General features: G+C 46.0%; 16 protein-coding genes. 6 read left to right on the forward strand and 10 right to left on the reverse strand.

Features of this window, described 5'->3' with window-relative positions; genetic code table 11:
- Positions 1-25: 25 nt before the first annotated feature.
- The 5 genes from HQ865_RS07980 to HQ865_RS08000 form a co-directional block, all read right to left on the reverse strand.
- Positions 26-1,282: an aspartate kinase gene (locus HQ865_RS07980; protein WP_173414388.1), complete on the reverse strand. Its 1,257-nt coding sequence runs from the start codon at positions 1,280-1,282 to the stop codon at positions 26-28.
- Complete coding sequence (locus HQ865_RS07985) at positions 1,283-2,113, reverse strand: RsiV family protein (RefSeq protein ID WP_173414389.1); 831 nt, start codon at positions 2,111-2,113, stop codon at positions 1,283-1,285.
- Positions 2,114-2,119: 6 nt separating this feature from the next.
- Entirely contained in the window at positions 2,120-2,920 is an 801-nt protein-coding gene (locus tag HQ865_RS07990) for an RsiV family protein (protein ID WP_173414390.1), read from the reverse strand.
- Between the two features lie 54 nt (positions 2,921-2,974).
- Positions 2,975-3,451 (reverse strand): GNAT family N-acetyltransferase, encoded by a 477-nt coding sequence (locus tag HQ865_RS07995; RefSeq protein WP_173414391.1) that lies wholly within the window; start codon positions 3,449-3,451, stop codon positions 2,975-2,977.
- Positions 3,452-3,550: 99 nt separating this feature from the next.
- Entirely contained in the window at positions 3,551-4,240 is a 690-nt protein-coding gene (locus HQ865_RS08000) for a YggS family pyridoxal phosphate-dependent enzyme (RefSeq protein ID WP_173414392.1), read from the reverse strand.
- A gap of 45 nt (positions 4,241-4,285) precedes the next feature.
- On the opposite strand from HQ865_RS08000, the gene HQ865_RS08005 reads away from it, so the two are divergent.
- Together HQ865_RS08005 and HQ865_RS08010 are read left to right on the forward strand one after the other, a co-directional pair.
- Complete coding sequence (locus HQ865_RS08005) at positions 4,286-4,687, forward strand: DUF4296 domain-containing protein (protein ID WP_173414393.1); 402 nt, start codon at positions 4,286-4,288, stop codon at positions 4,685-4,687.
- The gene (locus tag HQ865_RS08010; protein ID WP_173414394.1) at positions 4,687-7,053 is read left to right on the forward strand and encodes an endonuclease MutS2; all 2,367 of its coding nucleotides are present in this window, start codon (positions 4,687-4,689) and stop codon (positions 7,051-7,053) included. Before HQ865_RS08005 ends, HQ865_RS08010 begins: the two co-directional genes overlap by 1 nt.
- Positions 7,054-7,191: 138 nt before the next feature.
- Here HQ865_RS08010 and HQ865_RS08015 read toward each other — a convergent pair whose 3' ends face one another.
- Both HQ865_RS08015 and HQ865_RS08020 read right to left on the reverse strand, forming a co-directional pair.
- Complete coding sequence (locus HQ865_RS08015) at positions 7,192-7,836, reverse strand: NAD(P)-dependent oxidoreductase (protein ID WP_173414395.1); 645 nt, start codon at positions 7,834-7,836, stop codon at positions 7,192-7,194.
- Positions 7,837-7,890: 54 nt separating this feature from the next.
- Positions 7,891-8,298, reverse strand: a complete 408-nt coding sequence (locus HQ865_RS08020; protein ID WP_173414396.1) for an Rrf2 family transcriptional regulator — start codon at positions 8,296-8,298, stop codon at positions 7,891-7,893.
- A 195-nt stretch (positions 8,299-8,493) separates the two neighbouring features.
- On the opposite strand from HQ865_RS08020, the gene HQ865_RS08025 reads away from it, so the two are divergent.
- Complete coding sequence (locus tag HQ865_RS08025; RefSeq protein ID WP_173414397.1) at positions 8,494-9,342, forward strand: universal stress protein; 849 nt, start codon at positions 8,494-8,496, stop codon at positions 9,340-9,342.
- 178 nt (positions 9,343-9,520) lie between these two features.
- On the opposite strand, the gene HQ865_RS08030 is transcribed toward HQ865_RS08025, so the two are convergent.
- Positions 9,521-10,015 (reverse strand): hypothetical protein, encoded by a 495-nt coding sequence (locus tag HQ865_RS08030; protein ID WP_173414398.1) that lies wholly within the window; start codon positions 10,013-10,015, stop codon positions 9,521-9,523.
- A gap of 262 nt (positions 10,016-10,277) precedes the next feature.
- Here HQ865_RS08030 and guaA point away from each other — a divergent pair, with 262 nt between their 5' ends.
- The 3 genes from guaA to HQ865_RS08045 are packed head-to-tail and all read left to right on the forward strand — an operon-like array spanning position 10,278 to position 14,216.
- Positions 10,278-11,807, forward strand: coding sequence for a glutamine-hydrolyzing GMP synthase (gene guaA / locus HQ865_RS08035; RefSeq protein ID WP_173414399.1), 1,530 nt, complete (start codon positions 10,278-10,280; stop codon positions 11,805-11,807).
- Positions 11,764-13,053, forward strand: a complete 1,290-nt coding sequence (locus HQ865_RS08040) for an ABC transporter substrate-binding protein (protein ID WP_173414400.1) — start codon at positions 11,764-11,766, stop codon at positions 13,051-13,053. The genes guaA and HQ865_RS08040 overlap by 44 nt, the downstream gene beginning before the upstream one ends.
- On the forward strand, positions 13,050-14,216 hold the full coding sequence (locus HQ865_RS08045) for an RsmB/NOP family class I SAM-dependent RNA methyltransferase (RefSeq protein ID WP_173414401.1): 1,167 nt from the start codon (positions 13,050-13,052) through the stop codon (positions 14,214-14,216). Before HQ865_RS08040 ends, HQ865_RS08045 begins: the two co-directional genes overlap by 4 nt.
- Before the next feature lie 3 nt (positions 14,217-14,219).
- On the opposite strand, the gene HQ865_RS08050 is transcribed toward HQ865_RS08045, so the two are convergent.
- Positions 14,220-17,066, reverse strand: coding sequence for a gliding motility-associated C-terminal domain-containing protein (locus HQ865_RS08050; RefSeq protein ID WP_173414402.1), 2,847 nt, complete (start codon positions 17,064-17,066; stop codon positions 14,220-14,222).
- Positions 17,066-18,682 (reverse strand): Na+/H+ antiporter, encoded by a 1,617-nt coding sequence (locus tag HQ865_RS08055; RefSeq protein WP_173414403.1) that lies wholly within the window; start codon positions 18,680-18,682, stop codon positions 17,066-17,068. Before HQ865_RS08055 ends, HQ865_RS08050 begins: the two co-directional genes overlap by 1 nt.
- Positions 18,683-18,951: the final 269 nt, after the last annotated feature.

Raw genomic sequence — 18,951 nt, forward strand, 5'->3', positions numbered from 1 at the left:
AATCTCTAATCTCTAATCTCTAATCTCACTTCACCACTACCTGCGCTGTGTTACGACTGGTCTGTTCCAGTAGCACGGTCTTATCGCCGATCAAATCGCGTAGCGCGTTTTGCTGAAAGTGGCGTATGGTATACAGCGTAAGGCCACTGTTGTATTTTACTTTAAAATCCTTTTTCAAATCGGTCAGTAGCTGCTCAAAGCGTTCCTCGTGCACGTTAAAGCATACGCTGAAGCTAAGGGCCGATGTTTGCATGATATTGATATGCACATGATGTTTGGCAAACAGGCGGAAAACATCGCTCAGGTGATCTTCGGATATAAAGGAGTAATCCTTGGCCGATACTGATAGTAGCGTTTGTCCCGGCTTAACAATTATTACCGGTTTGGGAAAATGTTGATTAGCATGCTCTTTAATAATGGTACCCGCGCCGTTTACATCGTTAAAAGGTTTAACCAGTAGCGGGATGCCGGCGTTTTGCAGGGGTTTAATGGTTTTGGGGTGGATAACCGTGGCGCCGTAATAGGTCATTTCTATGGCTTCGTTATAAGTAAGTTCATCAAACTTAACGGTATCGCTAAACAGCTTTGGGTCGGCGTTTAAAATGCCGGGTACATCCTTCCAGGTGGTAACCGATTTTGCCTGCAGGCACGATGCAAATATCGCAGCCGTATAATCAGACCCCTCGCGGCCAAGGGTGGTGGTAAAGTTCTCGGAAGTGCCGCCTAAAAATCCCTGTGTAACTACAACGCCCTTTTGCAACAGCGCTGGTATTTCCTTTTTAATAATGGCGCAGCTTTTATCCATATCTACCAAGCCCTCGCGGTAGGTATTATCGGTATGGATATACCCGCGCACATCAAGCCAGGTACTGTTGATGCCAAAATGATTAAGATAGGCGTTTACGATTCGGGTTGAAGCCAGTTCGCCAATCGAGACGATCTGATCGTAAATAAAATCGAAATCATCCTGCGGCTCATCCTCCAGCATCCAGTCTATCTCTACAAAAGTGTTGTTCAGGTCGATGAATACCGGATCCTCATCGCCAAAAAGATCGTGCGCAATCTGGTAATGATATTGCTTGATATCTTCAAAAATATCGTGCATATCACTGTCCTGCTCGTAGTAAGCTTTGGCCAGCTTTTCCAGCGCGTTGGTGGTTTTGCCCATGGCCGATACCACGATGAACAACAGATGCTGCGCGTTATGTTGAACAATATTGGCGAGATTCTTTACGCCCCTGGCATCCTTTACCGATGCGCCACCGAATTTATAGACCAGCATTTATTTAATAAATTGAGTAACCACGGTATTAGGCCGCAGCAAATGTTTAATTGATGAATAAGGGACCAGCAGTTCGGTAGGGCCATACGCGTAGGCTTGTATCTCGTAACTGTTATAATAAAACCTAAGCCCCTTCTCAGTTATTTCAAAGTTATTATTAAGCGCAAATTCGCCATTATCAAAATTGTAATTAGTTAATGGCGCCCGGGGACCAAGTTTAGCGTCTTTCCTGAATATGCTTTCCGCCACCTTATTTAAACCGGTAGTATGATCGTTTATCAAAATATCGTTAAGTGTAATTCTCCTGTCGGTTTTAGGGTTCCAGTTAATAAAACCGGTATTGGTATTTGGGTGTGTTCCGCCGCTGGTTTCTTCAGACCAGGTTAGCACCACCAGGTTTGCGGCCTGCAGCGAAACGCTGATGTTGAGATCTAAGGTACTGGCATGAATATTTTCGGTATCGCTGCTGTCGGGTTCGGCAAAACTCTTTTGGTATTCATCGAAATAGGCTTTGAAAGATTGGCCGGCCGGCTTTTCATCGCCAAGACTGTTAAGCATCGCTTTTTCTATCTCCCGGTTTAAGGCCGGCAAGGTTTTAAATGCCGGATAATTTAACTGGCTGTAATCATAATTGCCCTGCTCATCCTTGCGTAGGGTATCTTGCGCCCGTAAAGATTCATTAGCGTAGGTTATCGTATCGGTGCTGATGGTAGCCGGTGATACCAGCGTAGCCAGGGTATCTGTGCGGTTGCCCGGCTTTTTTTTATGTGAGCAGGCCGATATGGTGATGATGGCTGGTAGAAGGCAGAAATAGTAAGTTATATCGCGCACTATATTTTACAGATGGTATTGGGTGATGACGGTATTTACCCGCAGCAATGTTTTAATTTGCGCGTAAGGTATAAATAATTCTGTTTTTCCCGCCGCGTATGGTTTTATCTCATACTCGTTATAAACAAAACGCAGGCCGGTAGGGGTAACAAGGAAATTGTCGTTCAGGCTAAATTTATCCTTAGCAAAAAAGTAATTATTCTTCAGCGGCTCGGCATCGCTTAAATTTTCCTGCTTGCGGAATATCTTCTCGCCGATAGAATCCAGCGGCTGCTTGTAATTATCTATCAGCAGATCGTTAAGCCTTAGCTGTTTATGTGCTTTGCTGTTCCAGTTTAAAAAAACGGTCAGGCTGCTGCCATGTGCCCCTCCCTGGAAACTGTATCCCGATAACTGCAAGGCCACCAAAGCCGAATCCTGCCTTACAATGGTTGTTTGCGCCTGCAGGGTATAGATCATTTTGGTATTCCGGTTCACCATATCCTGTTGATAGGCTTTCATAAACCGGTCGGCAAACTGGCGGAAACCCGTATCAGCCTTTTTGTAAACGCCAAATAGGGTGGCTGTACGGTGCCTCACAGTATCGCTCAGGGCAATATCGGCCGGGAAGACCGGGTATTTAAACATCACCACCGTGCAGCCGCTGTCGGGTTTGGTACCACAATCGGCAGCGCGCTGTTTAAAGGTTTTGTATTGATATCGTAAAGTATCCTTCGCGATATCGGCCACACTTTTCCCTCCGCTATTCCACGAGCAGGAAGCCGCTACCGTAAGTAAACCAACCATTAAAAAGAAGAAGTATTTCATAGCGTTTAGTCCTCTTACCATATAATACAGTTTACGGGCCGCTTTGTTATATTTTTAGGCGTTAAACGCGGCCAGTTGCTCCTTTGATAACGAGGCGTTTAACCAACCGACCTCGATACCGGCCCCATACAGGTGATAGAATTTTATAGCCGGCTCGTTCCAGTCAAGCACCTGCCAGGTCATCCCGTTAAAGCCCATTTCGTGTGCTTCCTGCACACAACGGTTAAACAGCAGCTTGCCGGCACCTTTGCCACGGTAACTTTCGGTTACGATCAGATCTTCAAGGTAAAGGCGCTGCCCCTTCCATGTTGAATAACGGATGTAGTACAAGGCCATACCGATGATCACGCCATTGTCTTCGGCTACAAAGGTTTTCCAAACCGGTTTGGCGCCAAAGCCGGCTTCTTCAAACTCGGCCAGGGTAACGGTTACTTCATCGGGCGCGCGTTCAAATACAGCCAGTTCATGTATCAGCTCCATCAAACGCGGGCAATCTTCTTTTTTTGCTATTCGTAATTGTATTTCAGTCATTGACACCTTGATTATTAATATTGGACCATGATTTAAAGGATTTAAGGATTGCCAGGATCATGGGTAATCATGTTAATCCTTAAATCCTTTAAATCATGGTCAATTGTTTCTGAAGTGCTTGATCACCCTTGCCCCAAACACCGTGCTGCCCACGCGTATCATGGTGCTGCCTTGCTCCATGGCTATTTTGTAATCGCTTGACATGCCCATTGATAGTTCATCAAACGTATCCTCTTTGCGGAAGATGCTTTGGCTCAGGCCATCAAAAAAGGTATCCAGCTCGTAAAACTCTTCTTTTATCTGCTTTTCGTTATCGGTATTGGTGGCAATGCCCATCAACCCGCGGATGCGGATATTTTTTAGTTCGGCATACTCTTCAGATCGTAGCAGCTCTATCGCCTCGTCAAAGCTTAGTCCGTATTTGGTTTCCTCGTCGGCAATGTAGATCTGCAGCAGGCAGTCTATCACCCGGTCATTCTTCAGCGCGTGCTTGTTGATCTCCTGCAACAGTTTTATACTATCTACCGATTGGATCAGGCTGATGAAAGGGGCAATATATTTTACCTTATTGGTTTGCAGGTGGCCGATGAGGTGCCATTCAATATCCTTTGGCAAGGCTTCGTATTTCTCTACCAGTTCCTGCACCTGGTTCTCGCCAAAAACGCGCTGACCGGCATCATAGGCTTGCTGAATATCTTCGATCGGTTTGGTCTTGGATACCACTACCAGCGTAACATTGTACTGATCGGTTTCTTTTTTTAGTGCTATTATATTATCTGCAATGCTCATTTATGCGTAATTTTACACAATTAAAAACGTTGGCTAAATTACAGAATGCGCAACTATAAATATTTCTTTTTTTTAATCATCCTTGTTTTGGCATCGTGCCTGAGCGAGGAGTCGGTGCCAAATAATGTCATCCAGGAGGACCGCATGACCGGCCTGATGGTGGAATTACATTTGGTAGACGGCGACCTGTTTAACATACAGCAGACACCAGATACCATTTATAAATACAGTATGGGCCGCTACCAGGCCGCCTTTAAAAAATACCGTACCGATTCGGTGCAGTTTAAAAAAAGTTTCAACTGGTATGTTAAACATCCCATTAAGCTGGATGAAGTGTGTGATAATGTGATAAAAATACTACAGGCCAAAACCGATTCGGTGGCGAAGATCAAGCCGTCCAAACCATCGGCCCCTAACAATACGCCTGTTAACGTTCCTGCCCAATAATGCTATACCCGCAAAATAGTGCCGATAAATTAGGCTTCATCGATGTTAAGGAACTGATAAAAGCCCATTGCCTTAGCGATATGGGCCGCCAGATGGTTGACCGGATACAGGTAATGAATAATTACGATAATATCCGCAAATTCCTGAGCCAGGCCGGCGAGTTCAAAAATATTTTGGTAAACAATGCCGCGCTGCCCATCAGCCATTTCTTCGATATTAAATCGCTGGCTAACAAGGCGAGGATAGAAGGAGCATTTTTGAGCGAGGAGGAGTTTTACCAGGTGCAGGCATCGCTAACTACGGTGTTTGCGGTGATAGCTTACTTCAACGAGCGGGAAGGCCAGTACCCAAATCTCGAAGCTCTGTTCGAACATTTGCCGATTGAAAAGGTCATACTGAAAAAGATAGATATGGTGATCGATGCCAAGGGGAAGATCCGTCCCAACGCGTCGCGCGAACTGGCTGAAATTACATCGGGTATTGCCAAAGCCGAACAAGAGGCCCGCAGCAAAATAGACCAGGTATTTAAAAGCGCTACCGGCAACGGCTGGACGGCAGATGGTTCGCTTACCGTGCGTGATGGCCGCCTGTGTATCCCGCTGCTTGCCGAAAATAAACGTAAGCTGAAAGGTTTTATCCATGATGAATCCGCATCAGGCCAAACCGTGTACATGGAACCGGAGGAGGTTTTCGCCCTGAATAATAAAGTGCGCGACCTTGAATTTGAGCGCCGCCGCGAAATTGTAAAGATCCTGACCGCCCTGACGGATGAACTCCGTCCGTATACGCCGCTGCTTTTATCGTACCACGGCTTATTAACCAAGCTCGATTTTGTGCGGGCCAAGGCACTCTTCGCTATTGATATCGAAGGTGAGATGCCCGAGGTGGTGCAGGATGCCCGCATTAAACTGATCAATGCACGGCATCCGCTGCTGTTCCTGAGTTTTAAAAAAGAGCATAAAATGGTAGTGCCGCTAAATGTGCAGATAGATGAGGGTACAAGGGTAGTGGTGGTATCAGGCCCAAACGCCGGCGGTAAATCGGTTTGTATGAAAACCGTAGGCTTGTTGCAAATGATGGTGCAGGCCGGCTTGCTGATCCCCGCTGCGGATAATAGCGTGGTAGGCGTGTTCAAGCAATTGTTTGTTGATATTGGTGATGACCAGAGTATAGAAAGCGACCTGAGTACCTACAGCGCCCACCTGAGCAAAATGAAGCACTTTGTAGAGAATGCCAACGGCAAAACCCTGGTGCTGATTGATGAATTTGGCACCGGAACCGATCCGCAATTTGGCGGCCCGATAGCCGAGGCGGTGTTGGAATCGCTTAACCATAAAAAGGTGCGCGGTATGGTAACCACCCACTACAGCAACCTGAAGATCTTCGCCAGCAATACCGAGGGGCTGGAAAATGCCTCGATGCTGTTTGATAACGTGAACATGAAACCCATGTACATGCTGGAAGTAGGTAAGCCCGGCAGCAGCTACGCCTTTGAGATAGCCCAAAAGATAGGCCTGCCGCAACAGGTGCTTAATTTGGCCAGGAATAAGATCGGCACCAGTCAGAAAAAGGTGGATACCCTGCTGGTTGATCTGGAACGTGAGAAAAAAGAGATCTTCGATACCAAACTGCAACTGGATAAGCAGCAGCGCAAGGTAAATACCCTGCTAAAGGAAAACGAGCAGCTAAAAAGCTACCTGGAAGAAAATCAAAAGGCACTGATCCGCGATGCCAGGCAACAGGCCAAAAATATCATTCTTGACGCGAACAAACTGGTAGAAAACACCATATCCGAAATTAAAAGCAGCCAGGCCGATAAGGAGAAAACCCGCACCCTGCGCGAGAACCTGAATAAAGAACTGCAAAAAAACACCATAAAACCCGAAGCGCCGAAGCAAGCGACACCTGCCGATGATGAAATAAAACCCGGCGATTGGGTTAAACTGGTCGATTCGGAAACGACGGGGCAGGTCATCGAAATTATAAAGGAAAACGTAGTGATCGCCATCGGCGATTTGCGGACTGTAGCCAAAAAGAAGCGGGTACAAAAAGTATCTAAAAGGGAAATACCGAAAGAGGTGAGGCGCAGCTACAATAGTTCATCAACCAGCGATGTGGCTAACTTTAGCCCGGAGATTGACGTGCGCGGCCAAAGGGGGGAAGAGGCTTTATATAACATAGAAAAGGTATTAGACCGCGCCATTATGATGGGCTACGGCACCCTGAAGATCCTGCACGGCAAAGGCGATGGCATCCTGCGTAAACTCATCCGCGATTACCTGCGCAAATACGAGCAGGTGAGCCGCATGGAAGATGAACACGCTGACAGGGGCGGGGATGGGATCACTTATGTTTATTTGAGGTAGTTTTCTCTCCTTCTGAAAAACTAACGTCATCCTGGAGCGATAGCGAAGGATCCCCGGCAAGCAGAGCGGTAATAAATTGCCGACTTGCCTATTTGAGCTCCTTCGCTAGCGCTCAGGATGACGGATCGATGGTTAAACTTAATAGCCCAGCGTAAACCGCTGCCGCACAAACTGGTTCTTCTCCAATTCATCCACCAGCGCAACCGCCAGATCCTCTACAGATATCTCACATTTCTGATCAGCATCAAACACCGGGTTATCGGTACCTAAACGGAATTTACCGGTACGCTCGCCCGGGTGCAGGTTAATAGCCGGGCTTATAAACGTCCAATTCAGTTCAGTTTCCTTTTTCAGAATGTTCAGGTAATCGCGGGCGGCGGTGGCGCCTTCTTTCCATTCGGCAGGGAATTGCGGGGTGTCTACCAGTTGTACACCAGGGGCAATGTACAAGCTACCCGCACCGCCAATTACTATCAGCCTTTTAACCCCGGCCTGTTTAGTGGCTTCCTGTATATCTTCCGAACCTTTTATAAAATCGGCATACAGATCAGGGTTAGTCCAACCGGCATTGAACGAACTGGCAACGGCATCGTGGCCTTTTAATATTTCAGTCAGTGCCGCTACATCGTTCACATCGGCCTGTACCGGGGTAATCAAATCGTTTTTAACAGTTATCTTTTCTGTGTTACGGGCAATGGCGGTTACCTGGTGGCCACGGCTTACGGCTTCGTTTAAAACTGCGGTACCTGTAAAGCCGGTAGCGCCAATCAATGCAATTTTCATTTTATTATTGTTTAAATTGTAATTAAATATGTTACAGTTTTGTTTAAAAATTTTTTAATTAAATCCCTCGCCAAATTTTTCGAGGGTGATGGTGGCCAGTTTGCTTAAAATGGTTAGGTCAACATCCATATATAATTTATTGATCTCGCCGCTGATCTGTTTCCCCACCGGGCAATCGGGGTTAGGTTCATTCTTTGATGTACCTAATACAGCGCCTGTTTTTACGGTTTGATAAATATCGGCCAGGGTAATTTTAGCAGCGGGTTTGCTCAGCGAATAGCCGCCGCCTTTGCCCTCCTTGCTTTCAATAAAGCCATGGTTGCGCAAATTGCTGATCTCTTTACGTACCAGCGCGGGGTTGGTGTTCAGGCTCCCGGCAATATAGTCCGACGACAGCAGTTCTCCCTCCGATTTATTCAGCAGGGTTAAAATATGTATTGCTATCTGGAAGCGGGCGTTCATGTTTTGTTATCTGTAATAAAAATTATTACAGTACAAATGTAAACACAATTATTTATCCCGCAATAACTTTTATCGCACAAAAATTAAAATGAAACATTACTGACAATAGCGCATTATATCATCAGTAACTTTGATCTGTAATTTAACTTTTAGACCAAAAAAGTCAAAAAGTATCACAATTCTTTATTTACTGCTATGAAAACATACCTTGTACCTGTCGATTTTTCCGACGCTGCTAAAAACGCTGCCCACTTTGCCGCCCAACTCAGCCACCAAACCGATACCTCGGATATCATCCTGATGAACGCCTTTTATATTTCGCCTTACGAAACCCTGCTGCCTAATCCCGATATGCTGATGCTACGTGAGCAGGAGATAGAGGAAGACGCCGCCAAACGGATCAAAAAACTAAATAAGTTAAAAAAGAAGTTAGAGACCGAAGTCCGCGAGGGCGTAAATGTCCGCATCCGCCTGAACCGGAGCCACCTGTTAAGAGCTGTGGTTGATACCGTGATTGAAGAAAATGTTGACCTGGTATTTTTAGGCAGCAAGGGCAATAGCAGCGCCGGCGTGCCGGGTATTGGCAGCCATGTTATCAATGTATCAAAGGCCAGTCCGGCGCCAATCATTGTTGTTCCGCCAGGTTATCAATACAGCCTGATAGATAAAGCCGTCATTGCCTGCGATTTTAAGCAGGTGACCGAAAATATGCCGATGGAGATATTGCACAAGCTATTAGGCAATCAACAGATTAACCTGATGGTGTTAAATATAGATAATGAAGGTAAACACGCCACCGCCGATGCCGAACAAAAAGCCCAGGAAACCGCGCTACATGGCATGTTAAAGCAATACCGCCCCCAATACCATTACGTAGCATCACCCGATGTTATTGAAGGGATATTGAACTTTGCCGGCGGGCATAATGCCCAACTGGTCATCGCGCTGCCGCATAAGTACAGCTTCTTCCAATCGCTGCTGCATAGCAGTATATCGCAGCAACTGGCAAGTAATTCGGAGATACCTGTGTTGTTGTTGAAGTAGAAAAGCGCACAAGGGCTTGTGCGATTCCCTCCCATGGGGAGGGTGTAGGGAGGGGTTTATACGGTATAGCATATCGACTAAACCCCTCCCTACCACTACACAAGCCCGGCACACCCCTCCCCAAGGAGGGAACTGCCTAATCATGGGCTATTACCCTCCCAGGGGAGGGAACTTTAAATTACGTTTCAATATGATCAATATCCCCGCCGGTTTCGGTAGTGCTGCTGCCGTGGTCGGGTTGTGGCTCGTCTAACTCAGGTTCGTGATAGGGCTGCTCCTGTGTTTCCTGTGTGTTGCCATCTTCGCCCACCTTTTGTTGGTCGGGCACCTCCTGCGGACCGGGGATATTGCTGACATTACCCTGTGCCGCGGCGTAATCAGGTTCGCCCTGCTGGTGTTCTGCTTTAAAGTTATTGTTGGCGGTATCTTCCTCACTTGGCGCTACCCGGGCAAAATAAGGGTTACTGTATCCCGCATTGCGCGAAGGATTGTCTTTATCATCGCCCATCGGGGTGGCGCTGCCCTCTTTGCCGAAAGCGTGGCCGCCAACGCCCTGTCCCTCGGTAGGCCGGCCGCTCATGCCAGCAATGTTGCGCTCGTTACTGGCCTGCTGGTTTTTTTGCGCGCTGTACGAATCCCGTTCATCGCGCAGGTTGTTTTGGTTGGTTAGCATGGTTTATCATGTTTTAGATGTTATATAAACAATGCGAGAAAATTAATTTTGTTTTAGTTAAATTTGGGTTATTTAACCACAGAGGGCACAGAGGCCTTTCAGATATATAAGTATAACAAGATAAATATTAGGGCCGCAAGTCTCTGTGTCCTCTGTGTTTCTCCCTCCGTGCTCTCTGTGGTTAAATCGCCCAAACCCCCGCCAATTATCAAAATCTCAAATCTCATATCCCACATCTCCAATCAAATGCCTATCTTCGCCCATGCAAGAAAAAATCCTTATTCTTGACTTCGGCTCACAGTTCACCCAGCTTATCGCCCGCCGTGTCAGGGAACTCAACATTTACTGCGAAATCCATCCGTTTAACCATGTTCCGGCTATCGACGACAGCGTAAAAGGCGTGATCCTGTCGGGCAGCCCGTACTCTGTACGCCAGGAGGATGCACTGCATTACGATTTTAAAACCATCCACGGTAAACTGCCCCTGCTGGGCGTTTGCTACGGCGCGCAGTATATGGCGCATTTTGGCGGCGGCGAGGTAATGGCTTCCAGCACCCGCGAATACGGCCGTGCCAATTTAGATTATATTAAACCCGGTAATCCGCTGTTCAAGCAGATCCCGCAGCACTCGCAGGTATGGATGTCGCATGCCGATACCATTTCCCGCATTGCCGACGATTACGAGGTGATTGCCAGTACCGAAACGGTAAAGGTAGCCGCCTATCAAATAAAAGATACCCAAACCTACGGCATCCAGTTTCACCCCGAGGTAACGCACAGCATAGACGGCAAGCAATTGCTGCAAAACTTTTTGGTTGATATTTGCGGTTGCACCCAGGATTGGACACCGGACTCGTTTGTTGAAACCACCGTTGCCGCCCTGAGAGAAAAATTAGGCGACGATAAGGTGGTGTTAGGTTTATCCGGAGGTGTCGATTCGTCGGTAGCGGCGGTATTGCTGCACCAGGCCATCGGTAAAAATCTGCACTGTATATTTGTTGATAACGGCTTGCTGAGGAAAGACGAGTTTGAATCGGTTTTAGAATCGTACAAGCACATGGGCCTTAATATAAAAGGTGTTGATGCCAAACAGCGTTTTTACGATGCTTTATCGGGCCTGAGCGATCCTGAGAAAAAACGCAAGGCTATTGGCCGGGTATTTATAGAGGTGTTTGATGATGAAGCGCACCAGGTACAGGACGTGAAATGGCTGGGCCAGGGCACCATCTACCCGGATGTGATCGAGTCGGTATCGGTAAAAGGGCCGTCGGCTACCATCAAATCGCACCATAACGTTGGCGGTTTGCCCGATTTTATGAAACTGAAGGTGGTTGAACCGCTAAACACTTTATTTAAAGATGAAGTGCGCCGTGTGGGCAAAACCTTAAAGATAGATGATAATATTCTTGGCCGCCACCCATTCCCGGGCCCCGGTCTGGCTATCAGGATCTTAGGCGAGATCACCCCTGAAAAAGTTGCCATTTTGCAGGAAGCCGACGCGATTTATATCAACAATTTACGCTCGGCCGGTGTTTATGATAAAGTTTGGCAGGCCGGCGCTATCTATCTGCCGGTACAAAGCGTAGGCGTAATGGGCGATGAACGCACATATGAAAACGTAGTTTGCCTTCGTGCTGTAGAATCGTTAGACGGGATGACCGCCGACTGGTGCCACCTGCCTTACGATCTGCTGGCCAAGATCAGCAACGAGATCATTAACAACGTAAAAGGGATCAACAGGGTAGTATATGACATCAGTTCGAAACCGCCTGCTACTATCGAGTGGGAATAAATGGTTACTGCCGGTAACCATTGGCATGCTGCTGGCGGCTTGTTCGCCCAAGGTGCGCCCCGTGGTTACCGCGCCCAAACCGGTTGATACTATTGTTAAAAAGCCTGTTGTAGTTAAAATTACCCCGCCGCAGCCTCCACCCGCGGCGGTGATATCGCTTTTATTGCCTTTTTATTTAGATGAGCTAAACCTGAGCAAAGGCGCGCCTAAAGCAGGCCTCAGCAAGGCAGACCTGGCCCTGCAATATTACCAGGGTTTTAAACTGGCTTTAGATTCACTGACCGAAAAAGGAGAAAACTTTAAGCTGCAGGTTTTTGATACCCGCGATGCTACCGCGCAATCGCATAATTTGGCATTGACCACCAAGGTACGTACCAGCGCGCTTGTTATAGGGCCAATTTATCCCGAAGAGGTGAAAAGCTTTACCCAGGCTACGGTAAATATGCACAAGATGCTGGTGTCGCCGTTGTCGCCCGCTTCGCCTGCCGATTATAAGAACCCGGATTTGGTCACCGTGATTCCGCCACTAAAGTACCATTGCGAGACGGTCGCCCGCTATATTACCGATAAGTTAAAGGCAAAAAAGGTATTCGTACTGAAATCGGGCTATAGTGATGATAACAAATATAGCATCCCTTTCGACAGGGCTATCGATAGCATCAGCAAAAAGCGTGTGAAGATAGTAGAGGTGACCATTTTGCGTGGCAACCTCAGCGCATTGCTGCCGCAGTTGTCAACTACCGAGCAAAATATATTTGTGATACCGGCTACCGATCAGCAATTTGTTCAGGTTACTACCCAGGCTTTAGATAAATTGGCCAAACAGCATTACCCGGTTACTTTGTTCGGCCACCCAAACTGGGAGGATGCCACCTATTTAAAAGCCGACCTGATGCAGCGTCTGAACACGTTTATTACATCGGGCGATAGAGTGAACTACCATGCGGCGCGTACCATCAAATTTTTAAAGGCTTTCCGCAAAGCTTACCGCAGTGAACCCGGCGAATATGCCATTAAAGCTTTTGATGAGGGCATGTACTTTGGGCAGATGGCCGCCAACTACGCCAAACAGGGAGCCGCCAATAAGCAAAGTCCGCTGATGCCGGCCAAGGCGGTAATAAGCAACCAGGGCTTCGAAGCATTGCATAATACCTTTCATTTTACCGAGGTACCGGGACAGGGTTTTGTAAATACCCACGTTAAGTTGTACCAATATGCTAACTTTGAGCTAAAACCCGTAGAATGAAGGCCCTGAACCAGCTTAAAACTTTTCAGCGCATTTTGGATGAATACCCCGCCGATACGCCATTGGGTAAATTTCTGCCGGGCTTTTATCGCCAGAACAAGCAAATGGGCTCAACCGACAGGAAAGTGGCTGGTCGCTTGATCTATAATTACTTCCGTTTAGGCCGGGCATTGCCTGAATTACCTGCCGATGAGCGCCTGGTCGTCGCCGAGTTTTTGTGCAATACGCAGGTTAATTCGTTCATTCAACACTTTAGGCCCGAGTGGTCGCTTTGTATCGATTTTGATATCGACCGTAAACTGCAAATGGTAAAAACGGCTTATCCTGATTTTAAGCTGGAAGATGTTTTCCCCTGGGCGGATCAGCTATCGCCTTCTATTAATAAGGATGCTTTCCTGAAGTCGTTCTTTGTTCAGCCCGATCTGTTTATCCGTGTGCGCAAAGGTTTCGAAACCCCGGTAAAAGCCGAATTGACCAAGGCCGGCGTGGTGTTTAAGGATGAAGGCAGCAATTGCTTATCGATGCCTAACGGCACCCGGCTTGAAAATATCTTCCCTAATCAGCACTGGTTTGAGGTGCAGGATGCTTCATCGCAAAAAACAGCGCAATACTTTAAACCCACCAAATGGGAGGCCTGGTGGGATGCCTGCGCGGCATCGGGCGGTAAATCGCTGCTGCTGCACGAGTTGGAGCCTAACCTGAAGCTGGTGGTATCCGATATCCGCGAATCGGTATTGGCCAACCTTGATGAGCGCTTTCAGCATGCCGGTTTGTTAAAGTATCAAAAGAAGGTATTAGACCTTACCCAAAATATCGACCTGGAACTGCACCATTATGAGTTCGATGGTATCATTCTTGATGCCCCATGCAGTGGCTCAGGCACCTGGGGCCGCACGCCGGAGATGATCAGCCAGTTTGGTAAGCAGCGTATCGATTTCTTCAATCGCCTGCAAAAGGACATTGTACGTAACGTGGTAAAATACCTGAAGCCGGGAAAACCTTTGATCTATATCACCTGCTCTGTTTTTAAAGCCGAGAACGAGGAGCTGATCAATTTTATTACCGGCGAACTGGGATTAAAAGCTGAAGAACAAACCGTGCTGAAAGGCTATGGGCATAAAGCTGACAGTATGTTTGTGGCAAGGCTTGTAAAAGCGAAATAATATTTACCTTATTAACGTAACGTAACCGCTTTTGATCAGCGATTTACCCTCGTTATTGGTATATGCCGCTTTCCAATAATATACGCCAACAGGCGCAGGCTTCCCGTTAATCGATCCGTCCCATCCGGTATGTGAGTTAATAGAGCTGAATACTTGGATGCCCGCCCTGGTATAAATGTATAGCTTAAAATTATCTGCTTTACTATTTTGTGTCGGTTGGAAAATATCGTTTATTCCATCATTGTTAGGGGTAAAGGTATTCGGAAATGCTACAATTTCACATCCCTCTTTTTCAATGTTTATAGAAAAATTATCGAGCAGACAACCATCTGGTTTTAGTACGGTAAATACCTGTTCTCCCTCGTCGAGCCCATTAAAAATATGGTCGAAAGTATACGTATTGCTCTTATAGATAATCTTATACTGACTGCTGTTTATTTGCATATTAAACTGTACTTCTCCTTTTAACTCACATATCGCTTTTTTTGTAGTAAAAGTAATAATAGGTTCAGTTGCTTTATAATCCGGCACAATTGCTGAAATAGTTTGTTCATCTTCAGATGAAGTTACTTTTATCTGGTAGCTTCCAGGTGCAACATTGTTAAATATCCCTGTGTTATTAGGATTACTATTGTTTAGCCAATAAGTATATGTATAGGTGTGTGGGTTACTATTTACGTGTATACTTCCTTTAAATGCTATATTACATTCCTGAGTAACATCGGCCGATAGTAATACAATATCACATTTTTTACGTGTAAGCGGTATATCGATAGTGTTAAATAAACAACCATCAGGTTTAAGTACGTCGAAACGATAAATAGCTTCTGACAGGCCTGTAAATTGATGATCAAAAGGATAAATACTACCGGCATATCTAATTGTATAGTTATGTGTATCTGTGTTGGGGAGTGATAATTTTATGTTGCCGGTCACTTCGCACTCGGGCCTGATAGCCACATAGCCAATGGCTGGTTTGGTGGCGTTGTAATCTGGTACGTTCAGGTCAAGTTCTTTTTCATCTTCATCACTTGTTACCTTTATGTGGTAATTGCCTGGTTGTAAATGATTAAAAACACCAGTGGCATTGGTTTCATTATTATTAATTGTATAAGTGTAAGGTGCGGTATGCGGCTGCGCATCTATTTTTATCACGCCATAACCCGGCGCATTGCATTCCTCGGTAACAACACTGCTGTTTAATTGTATAATGCATTTATCACGGGTAAGGGTAACCTCTTGGGTGGTTACAATACATTCTGTACTATTAATTATATCAAAATGAAAAGTACCTGGGTTAAGATTTGAGAACACATGATCAAATGGATAAATATCGGCACCCGCCCTGATGCGATACAATGCGGCAGAGCCGTTGCCGATATTGAATTTTATTTCACCTGCTGCATCGCAAACGGGGTTTTTAGTAGTTGAGGTAATAACAGGTTTTGTAAGATTGTAATCAGGCACAGTTATAGCAATATCTTTGGCATCACCGCCTGACGAGGCGATATGAATAGTATAATTACCAGGATCAATATTGTTAAAAATACCGGTATTATTGATTGTAGTGTTTAAAGTATACGTATAGGTATCCGGCGAATTTACTGTAGTAATCCGGATTACGCCTCTGCCCGGATTATTACATTCTTCACTAACATCTTTTGCATTTATAGTGATGGGACACATGGCTTGTGTTAAGTTTACGTCTGTCTCATCAACAGTGCAACCTGTACCGTTTACAATAGTAAAATGATAATTGCCTGCAGTTAGGTTATCAAAGGTGTGGTCAAAATCAAAAACATCGTTGCCATAACGTATCTTATATAAGTTACCATCATTAGCAGCCGCAATTTTTATTTCTCCGGAGGCGAAACATTGAGGGTCAGTTTTAGTAATAGTTAGGTTTGGTTTTTTTACGGGAAATGCCGTTATTGTAATGTCCTGATCTTTCTGTTCGATGTCCGAACTTACGGTTAAATGGTAAGTACCTGGGGTAAGATTCGTAAAAATTCCTGTGGTATTGGTAATCGTATTGTTTAATGTGTATTTATAATCAATTAATGAGTTTACACATCTTACCTGTATAGAACCTCTACCTGTAAAAGGACAATCGGCATATGTATCTATCGCATCAATGGTTATTGGCAAAAGTGTATCATCCTCTACGTCGCTTGCTGCGTCGTTTACCGAGAATGGAAGTGTGCCAACCGTTGGGCCAAAGGTGTTGTTATTAAGGTCCAGTTCGATGATACTGGTATTGCCATTGTTGATATTTACAATCATCGCATATATTTTATTCTCTGTGCTGCTGTAAGGAACAGCGGTTAATCCCCATATTAGCGCATTGCTTGGTATCACAAGTTTACTTTTTGAGAGGTCAGATAGGTCTATTTTTACTATGCCTTCTTCTGCAGCCATGTATAGGGCACCCTTATAAAACACAAGATCTCCGCCAACAAAATAAGGTAGTTCTCCAAGTAGCGTAATACTTGAATTAGCAGGATCTGCTTTATATAGCTGATTTTGGTTTACTAAATACAATATACCGTTAGCGTCAGCCGTAAGTGCATTACCATAAGCTGGTACAGAGATATTGGTACAATTAATCAACTGGTTGCCGCTCGCTATTGTTGATTTTGTAATGGTGCCCCAAATACTATAAAATGTACCTTTGTGTATTGCTATGGTATTTGTAAAGGGTATACACGATGTTAAATTTTCCTGCGATAGGGTTGTACCTTTTATAGTGATCTTTTTTATTTGAGAATTACCATCAACCACGTAAAAACTCTGACCTAAAAGTTTACAGGATATGCTTAATACAAAAAATAAGGATATAAAGATTTTCATTAGCCTTCTTCAGTCATTAAATGCAACCGCATTTTCTCATGCTCCAGATCAAGCAGCTCTAATTGCTGTTTGATGAGTTCATCGCTGATGTTTTCCTTTTTGTTGAGGGTTTTCAGCAATTTGCGTTGTTCACGCGCAAGGTGGGCGGTAACATCGCGGTAGTCGTGATAAAATTCTTCGGCACGTTTTTCGTTATCGTCCTTTTCCCAATCCTTCAGCAGCTCCATATCGGCATGGTACCGCAAGCGCAGCGATTTTATCATTTCGTTACTTTTGGCCAGGTCTGCATATTCTTCGTCGAGGATCTTTAATGCCAGGATGGAGAGTTTTTTACGCACCAATTGCCTTTGCTGCTCAAAGGGGATGGTGTAATCCGGGTCGGGCAGGTTTACCCATTTAATTAGCGCGGGCAGTGTTAACCCCTGTAATACCAGGGTAACCAAAATCACCGTAAAAGTAATAAACAGGATGAGGTTACGGTTGGGGAAAGCCACGCCATTATTTAAAGCCAGCGGGATACTTAAAGCCGCCGCCAGCGATACCACGCCCCGCATCCCCGCCCAGCCGAACAACAAGGGTACCTTAGGGTGGGGGTGGTTATCGGCCACCGTGATATAGCGGCTGATGAATATGGTGAAGTATAAAGCGCCATAAGTACACATTAGCCGCCCCACAATTAGCACACCGGTAATAATGAGGCTGTATTTAATAGCCGGCGCCAGGCCGTCGGGCCCAAGGGCGTTGATGATAACCGGAAATTCTAAACCTATCAGTAAAAAAACAAAACCGTTTAGTACAAAGGCTACGGTTTCCCAAACATTAACCCCCTGCAAGCGGCTGCGGTGCGATAGGAAATGATCGCGCCGGGCCGACAGGAACAAGCCGCCGCTCACCACGGCCAGCACACCCGAAAAGTGAAATTGCTCGGCTGCGATATACATGGCATAAGGCGTTAAAAAGGTGAGGATGATATCCATATTGCTGGTGGTTGGCAACCAGCGGTGCAGGGCGTAAAATATCAGGGCCACAACAAGCCCGGTAGCTACACCCATTACTACTACCAAAAAAAAATTGCCCGCGGCCTGCGCAAATACAAACTTGCCCGTAAGGATGGCTGCCAGCGCGAAGCGGAACACAATTAAACTCGCCGCGTCGTTCAGCAGGCTTTCGCCCTCTAAAATTGTTGCCAGCCGTTTCGGGACCTTTACATTTTTAAGAATAGCACTGGCCGAAACCGCGTCGGGAGGGGAGATGATCCCGCCAAGTAAAAATCCCGCCGCCAGGGTAAAACCGGGGATAAGGCTGTTTGATACAAAAGCGATAACGCAGGAGGTGATGATGACGATTGGGAACGCGAAGCTGGTGATCACCCGGCGCCATTTCCAAAAATCCTTCCATGAGGTGTTCCAGGCGGCTTCATACATCAGCGGGGGCAGGAAGATGACAAAGATAAGATCGGGTTGGATCTCTGTGCCGCGCAGGGCAGGTACAAAGCCTAATACCAAACCGGTAAGCACCAGTAAAATGGGGTAGGCTACTTTTATTTTTTGCGCCAGCATCTCTACAAAAAGAATGACAGCGAGCAGGCAGGTGTATTGTATAACCAGGTGATGCATTGGTACTAAAATAACTAAAAACAGGGATATTGCTTTTAATTAATTAAAAGGAACACTTGGGGGTGATTATAAATTAGAAGCCCTTGTGCCTGCGACTATGCCTGCGATTTGACTCACCAGGTCTTCGCTTCGCTGGACCACCCTCTCTTGCCTTTGGCAAAAGAGGGAATTGGATATCCGGCATTGCATTTTCCCTCTTTCCGCAGAGCGGAGAGAGGGTGCCCGGCGAAGCAACGGGCGGGTGAGTCTACCCGTATACAGGAGCAAAT

Origin of the sequence: Mucilaginibacter mali (assembly GCF_013283875.1) — a bacterium.
Classification (GTDB): Bacteria; Bacteroidota; Bacteroidia; order Sphingobacteriales; family Sphingobacteriaceae; genus Mucilaginibacter; species Mucilaginibacter mali.